The 7,336-nt window shown below is 28.6% G+C and carries 6 protein-coding genes; 1 reads left to right on the top strand and 5 read right to left on the bottom strand.

Going from position 1 to position 7,336, the window contains the following annotated elements; genetic code table 11:
• The 4 genes from FLA105534_RS23605 to FLA105534_RS23620 form a co-directional block, all read right to left on the bottom strand.
• Window positions 1–2,632, bottom strand: a 2,632-nt coding sequence (locus FLA105534_RS23605) for a thiopeptide-type bacteriocin biosynthesis protein (protein ID WP_173968519.1), incomplete at its 3' end; no start/stop codon positions are given.
• Window positions 2,633–2,667: 35 nt separating this feature from the next.
• Window positions 2,668–3,828 (bottom strand): lanthionine synthetase LanC family protein, encoded by a 1,161-nt coding sequence (locus FLA105534_RS23610; protein WP_173968520.1) that lies wholly within the window; start codon window positions 3,826–3,828, stop codon window positions 2,668–2,670.
• Window positions 3,829–3,871: 43 nt separating this feature from the next.
• Window positions 3,872–4,252, bottom strand: a complete 381-nt coding sequence (locus FLA105534_RS23615; RefSeq protein ID WP_173968521.1) for a hypothetical protein — start codon at window positions 4,250–4,252, stop codon at window positions 3,872–3,874.
• A 114-nt stretch (window positions 4,253–4,366) separates the two neighbouring features.
• The gene (locus FLA105534_RS23620) at window positions 4,367–4,552 is read right to left on the bottom strand and encodes a hypothetical protein (RefSeq protein ID WP_173968522.1); all 186 of its coding nucleotides are present in this window, start codon (window positions 4,550–4,552) and stop codon (window positions 4,367–4,369) included.
• Between the two features lie 303 nt (window positions 4,553–4,855).
• On the opposite strand from FLA105534_RS23620, the gene FLA105534_RS23625 reads away from it, so the two are divergent.
• A complete protein-coding gene (locus FLA105534_RS23625; RefSeq protein WP_173968523.1) occupies window positions 4,856–5,185 on the top strand; it encodes a helix-turn-helix transcriptional regulator in 330 nt (109 codons plus the stop codon).
• A 29-nt stretch (window positions 5,186–5,214) separates the two neighbouring features.
• Here FLA105534_RS23625 and FLA105534_RS23630 read toward each other — a convergent pair whose 3' ends face one another.
• Window positions 5,215–6,882, bottom strand: coding sequence for a S41 family peptidase (locus tag FLA105534_RS23630; protein WP_173968524.1), 1,668 nt, complete (start codon window positions 6,880–6,882; stop codon window positions 5,215–5,217).
• Between the last annotated feature and the right edge of the window lie 454 nt (window positions 6,883–7,336).

A 7,336-nucleotide genomic window follows, 5' to 3' on the forward strand; every position in this document is an offset into this window, starting at 1 on the left:
TTTTAGATCTTATCCTACTATAATCTTCATTAAAATTTTTTCGTAATTGTGTTGTGAAATCAAACTCCTTTGAAAATTTTTGAATGGAATTTTTACAAAAATCTATCATTGCTTCTTTGCTATAACCTAACAAATCCAGATAATTAATAATTTTTAATATGGAAACAATAGAAGAATCATCTTTATTAAGATCCCGTTGAATAACATTTTCGATTAGATCTTTACTATCAAGATTAAAAATATATTCGGCACATCTCATTAATTCAGGACCTCCATATCTGTAGATTTCTGGCTCATAAGGTAAAATATGATATTTTTTTATGATATTTTTTATCTTCAGATTGTCTATAAATTCTATTACATCATTTTTATTTTCAATCAAATCGGTTTTAAATCTCAAACGTAACACACGACCATTATTCTCATAGTGAATAAAGAAAAAAGCGGTAAACTTTCCATTTAAATAAAGATCTGTATAGATACTTTTTAAAATATCATTGTCTGCATATGAATTACATGAAATTTCAAAATACAACCAGTCCGAAAGGATTGGCGTGTTTTTACGATTATAGTTTGTAATAACAACATCATTATTAGAGAATTCTTGAGGTTGATAATAGCTGTTTTTTACACTAATTATGAGCTCATGTGCATAATTCCCCAAATTATCTTCAACTGCAGGATTAAAGAGTTCATAAATATTCTCTGAGACATAAAAATAATCTCGAGTCTTAAGATTGTCATAGATTATCTTCAGCTCCTCATCTTTTGACGTGTCAATGATGGAATTCCCTTTTGAATCGGAAAAATTCAAGGTTTTTGTAAATTCAAATTTTGAAATTTTCTCTAAAAAATAGAGTTTAAATTCTTCAAAATTATAGTTGCTATTAACTAATAAAAGCTGGGCAGGAGACAATAGTACATTTGTTTCCAGATAAATTCTGGGGATAAAATCTCTAAAACAGGCATAAGAATTAAAGTTGAAGCTAATACCATAGATTTCTTCATTATAAACTGCAAAATCACATAAAAACTTATACAAATTAGAATCAGAAACTTTTGAATTTATGGCCGACACTTTTTTAGGTTTAATTTCTTTTTGATGTTCTTTCGAGACTAAACGAAATTTTCCGCCTTCTAAATTCACATAGATGTCTGACACAAATATTGGATTTTTACTTCCCTTGTATGAAGTATTTATAGGAATGCAATAGTCATATATTTGCTCCTTTGGTGAAATATTTATACTTCTGAAGTTTCCTACACAATTTATATCGGCTAAAATTTTATTCTTATTGCACTCTTTTTCGTAGGCTGTTATTTCTTCACACAACTCGCTATTTATTTCACCAAATCGTGAAATGATATTTAAGGCTGATTCTCCGCCTAAACCACGAATAAAAACAATTTCAGTGTTAGTTTTTTTGCATTTTAAAACCTCGAGTAGCACATTAAAAGTTAAAGGGAGGCTTTTTCTTTTCTCATCAATATCCGTTGCGGGAGGAAGATTTAAAAATAGTTCTGTTTCATTTGAGGCAATTACCTTGCAAAAGATATCTTGATGCAGTTTTAGTACATAATCTGAATTGTCGTCTTGATAAGTTATTCCGGAAAAAGGGTTGAATATTGTACTTATGGAAACAAATCCTTCATTGTAACGATCCGAAATTTTTGCTATAAATTCATTTATTTTTCCAGTAATAGGTTTTGTATTAGAATTATATGTTAAAACAAAATCGATATATTTTTGTACTACCGATTTAATATTCTCATTAACATATCCCGCCTGAATTTCAAAAGAGTTTATAGAATGTGAAAAGCGTTCACTGTCATTCTCTTTGAAAAAAAGGTCTTGTTCTTGAATATACTGGCTATTGAACAATTTAATGTCTTTATTGTCACTTATTAGAATATATTTTTTATTTATTAAATCCGATAAATATGGAACCGTATTGTTCTCTAATTTTTTACAATATGGATTAAATAAAAAATCTTCAATAAACAATCCTGTGTCAATAAGTTGAAAAAGATACTCTTCAACATCCTCTTTTTCAAATCCTTGTTCTATTAATTGATTTAAGAGACTATTAATATCAGGTTTAATTTTAAATTGTTCCAACAACCATTTTAAGTCTTCGTCATAGTCCAGTTCAACAAAATTTACTTCGATCTTATCAAACTCTTTCGGTTTAGAATTATAAAAACCTATCTTTTTCTGAGACAAAAAATGAAGAGATGGATTTATTGAGTATTCAAAAGAAGACCAATTTTTTATTATTTCTTTATTTTTTTTTAATGACAAAAACAAATTATCATGTGATACAGACAATCTGATTTTTTTTGATTTAGACAATTCAGTAACAGTTCCCCAATTCGCAACTCCTACACTGCTGAATAAACCAAAAGGTGTAGGATTAAAATGTGCCCTGGCGTAATATTTAGCTAATGATATTTCTGTTTTCTCTCTTTTATTTTTTTTTACATCTTGATACAGACTAGAGGAAGAAATTAAAACGGAAAGCTGAAATAAATCATTTTTATGGAAAAAATTAATTACATCGTTTTTATTTGTATCGTATGACTGAAGCGGAAAATTTGTAGCTCTTTTAATAATTGTATTGAAAAATTTCATTTCGCTAATTGTTTATGAAGGTTAAAATGTTACAATCAAAATAGATTTATAAGTTCAAGCCATTTGCTGTCGATCTTATTTTCTAATGTGAACAATGTCAAGGCAAGTCTCACAGTTCCTTCCAAGAGGTTACTTTCGTTGTAATATTTTCCTTTTTCATACGATAAGAAAGTTTCATAATCTGAGGTTTGTTCCTGTATAATATTGAGCCATTTCTCTATTTCTTCAGAACAATCAATATTGAGTTTTTTTGAAGCCAAATAGTACTGCAATGCAATTCCTGTGGATCCGTGACACAAGCCAAAATCACTAACAAAAGATTCCTCAAGTGATATTGTACGTGAAGCTTCTATCAATTTTTTTGATTCTTTTATTAAAGTATCTTCTTTCAAATATACTCCACAATTATAAAGAGCATTTGAAATACCAAAATCGCCCTGACACCATGATAATCTGGAATTAACAATGCTGCCTGATTCTAATAAAAGTAAATTAGGATAATATTGTTTCGAGTTATCATTGTAATCTTTATAGGATTGCAGAAACTTAATGCATATTTTTAATGAAACATCGATGTCCGATTTAAGCTCGGTAAAATTTCTTTCAAAATAAATTAAAAAATTCAAATAACCGGCAACTCCATGTGCCAGACCAAAATAAATGCAGAATTTATCATCATTATCTAATGCTGTTTCCGTAGTTAAAACTTCTTTCAGATCAGTAGAAATCTTACGAACTAAATCCTCTGCAAATTGATTTAATTCTGAAATTAATTCTTCATTTTTATAGTATGTGCAACGTTCTATGAAATACATTGCAATTCCCATAGAACCATGCAGGAAATCGTAGTTGTTTGATTGATTTAAACGTCTAAAATCATCTAACAAAACAGAATCAATAATTTCAAAATATTCATTATCGATCTCAATTAAATTATCTTCTAAATGTAATAAAGCAAGACCAAACCCAGCCAAACCGCTACACAATGTTGAAGAAGTAGGTTCGTTTTCAATTATCTCATTTACTTTCTCAACAACTTTGGTCAGCTTAGTTAAATAATCCTCTAATTTATAAATGCTATACATTTTACTGTAAAAAAGAACTATTCCTGATAATCCTGTAAGCAGTCCAATTCTATTTTCAGTTTCAAATGACTGCCAAATATTTTTTTCAATTTTTAATATAAAATCTTGCATAAATTATAACTAACTCATTATTCTTAATTAAAGAACCCAATATCTAATCTTTTTTTATGCATAATCCTCTTTGAAATGTCTTTCCATCTGGATATTCTTGGTTTGAGTACCATATTGATACATAAAAACAATCCTCCTCCGTCGCAAAAATGGTGTATACGTATTTCATACCAATTGCTATTGACTCAGTACCATAGTTTTTTTTGCAGATAATTTCGTACTTACAGTCGGACAGCCATTTTACGTCCCATACACTCTCTAATTTGTTATTTGAATAAGTTTCTTCAATAGAATCTTTTCTAATAATATACTCATCAGGAAATGCACGAGAAGAGAATTTTCCATTTTTAAATTTTTCACATTCAACTTTCTGAGAGTATCCTGCAGTTCCGACTAGAAGAATAAGTAAAATAAGAAATTTCATTTTGTGTTTTTTTAATTTTAAAACTAACTTATTGATTTCAATTAAAGAGTATTTTCAAATTGAAAATACTCTTTAACAAACATTGACTAAATACTTGTAATTTATAAATTACAATTAGCAACCATGTCTAAGTGTACTATTACAATTAATTGGCCATGCTGATGTGTCATTACAGGAGTTTAATCCTGAATTTTTGCAGCTTGGCAGCTTACCTGGATCTCCTCCTCCTTCAACATTAGATTTTTCTTGATCAGATAATTTAAAAACTTTTAAATTTTTTAGGCTTAACTTCTTTTTCATTTTTAATTTGTTTAATGTTTAACAATAATTTTAATTCATCTTAATTAAAAAATATACTCAAAACCACGTCGACTTTTGGTTAAGAAATAAAACAAAAAATTCTCAATCAAGATTTCAACCAAAAGTAGCCTACAATTAAGACAAATCTTATGCATTTTTTATGCATTTTTAACCTGCTAATCATTTAAATTTCAGTGAAGTCTTCTGTTGTAAAGAAAAAAAAGTGGTATTTAAAATTATTTTTTTTTATTGGTATATTCTTATAAATTTAGCATCATTGTTCTGTCCGAAAACAAGAAAAAAATGATTAAAATTAAGCTGTTGATTAAGCGCTTGGAGAAACAACTGTCTCAAGAAGAAATATCTGACTTAGTTGGTATGACACAATCTACATATAGTAGAAAGGAAAAAGGAATCACAAAAATAACAATATCAGAATGGACAAAAATTGCAAAAGTATTGGGAGTTGAAAAAGAAGAAATATTCGAGCCAATTAATCCCAAAATAAAGCTGTCCAATATCATTGAAAATGGATTTATGTCAAATCCAAGTGACATAATGGAACAGATTAATTATTTACAAAAAGAAAATTTTGAATTAAAAGAAAGACTTAGAAATATTGAAAATAGATAGAAGATCCTTTTCGAGGAAAAGATGTGTCACTATTTGGAAGTTCTTATATAAATCAAAGCTCTTTCGAGAATTTCATCCTTCCCTTGTTGAATTCCCGGAATAGTAGAATTCACTTTTATATCTGGAACAATACCTTTACGCTGTGTTTCTTTCTTGTTAGGATAAAAAATTCCGTAACTGGTAAATTGAGTTACAAAACCTTTAATTATTTCAAACCGGACAACTCCACCATCAGCCCCAGAAGTCTGGCTTCCTATTACAATTGCCTTTGGCGCTGTCTGCAAGCTCATTGCTGAATATTCTCCATGACTTTGCGTAACTTCATTGACCAGGATAATTACCTTTCCTTTATAATAATCAGGATTCTTTTTACCACATTTTTCGATGTCTCTTCGCCATATGTATCTTCCTGGCGTATTCAAATCAGCATCTAAAAATTTAACAAACTCCTTGGGTTCCGGATTTAAATATTCGGATATCAGGTAATTAGTTCCTAACGCATTGTTACGTAAATCAAAAATAATTGCGTTACTATGTTGAACTTCATTCATCATAGGAGAGACATCATCTTCTGTTATTTCTCCTAAATTTACATAGGCAACATCTTTGTAAAGAAACTTCCATTTGTCTTTTTTAATTGGCTTTGTATATAAGTTATGATACAGATAACGGCGTATATATTTAAATTCTATTTTTCCATTTCTATTATATTCAATCTGTAAAGAATCTGATTTTCCGTTAAAAATAGCCCAATACGAATTTCTTAAAATCGCATTTTCATTTGACCCTTCGATGTATTTTATGTTATTGCTTAATATTGTTTCAATTGATTTTCCGTCCACAGCTGTTATAACATCACCAACTTTTAAGTCTGAAATATGAGCTAAAGAATCATTTTTTAAAGTTATTACAACTGCTTTTTTGTCTATAATTTTAAAATCTGCGGGTACAAATTTATTTCCAAACTTGTCAAACATTTTGTCTGTACCAATAGAAGCATGGCTGTCGTTTAGTTTAACTGATAACTCGCGCATTGCCAAGTGGAAGTCTAATTCAGTTCTTGTGTTTATAATCTTTGGTAGAATTTCTCTAAGAGCTTTATCCCAATTTTGATCCATTTGATATTTATATGGAAAAAAATACTCTACATAATTCCAATATTTAAAAAGAGCTAAAAGTCTCATCTTTTTATCAGCCCAATCAAATTTTCCATATTTGATTTCATTAGTAAATTGTAAAGGAGAAATGTTTGGGTTTGAATCTTGAAATGCCACATAGAAATTTGAACCATGAAATTTATTCTCTTCTATAAACTTCAATTTGGTTGAAAGTTCATTTGTAAAAAAGTGTTTGTTTTCAAACCATGAAAAATTTAAATTCTTAACAAAGTAATCATCTTTAGAGATAGCGCCTTTGTCGTGTTTTTTTATTTCACCCAATGAAAGAAGCCACTTCTCAACAACTTTTGAAAATTCTTCCTTAGTCTGTACTTTTTCTATTTCTTGACAAATTTGGAATAATTGCTCATCCCAGTTCCTGCTTCCATTTGCAACATTTGGGTGATAATATTTCAAAAACCCCCAAATCTTGGCAGTAGCTTCGAGTTTGTCTATCTCTGACAATATATTTTGAGGTTGAGCACAAGAAAAACTTATATGTCCAATTAAAAATAAAACTAACAGGAGGGATTTTTTCATTATTATTTCTTTTTATGATCTGAACCTAAGTTCAAAAGTATAATAAAATCACTCAACTATTATGCAATTTGTTATCTACAAAACTTTGTAGATAACTAATAATCTAGATAGCAAAAAAATTAGATGTCTAGAAAAAATCATCATAAATTTTGTTTGGAGACGGTTCTTTTTGTCGACCCATATTTATTAAATGGGCTGCCAAAAATGACAACGCATTTGTTTTTTCTTAAATTCATTTATCTAATCAATATTAAAAGTGTTGAAATATCCAAATTTTAAACCCTTTTGCTTGACTTTTTCAAAAAGTTTTTCATTTAAAAATTAAGATTAACTTCATACAATTAAACCCGAAACTGAGACCAATAAATAACATGCACATTTTTTTTAAAAAAAACTTTTTATATTAAGTCTAATTAAAAACAATTCATTACACAAAACTAAATCACTATATATC

Origin of the sequence: Flavobacterium collinsii, from assembly GCF_902804485.1 — a bacterium.
Lineage (GTDB): Bacteria > Bacteroidota > Bacteroidia > Flavobacteriales > Flavobacteriaceae > Flavobacterium > Flavobacterium collinsii.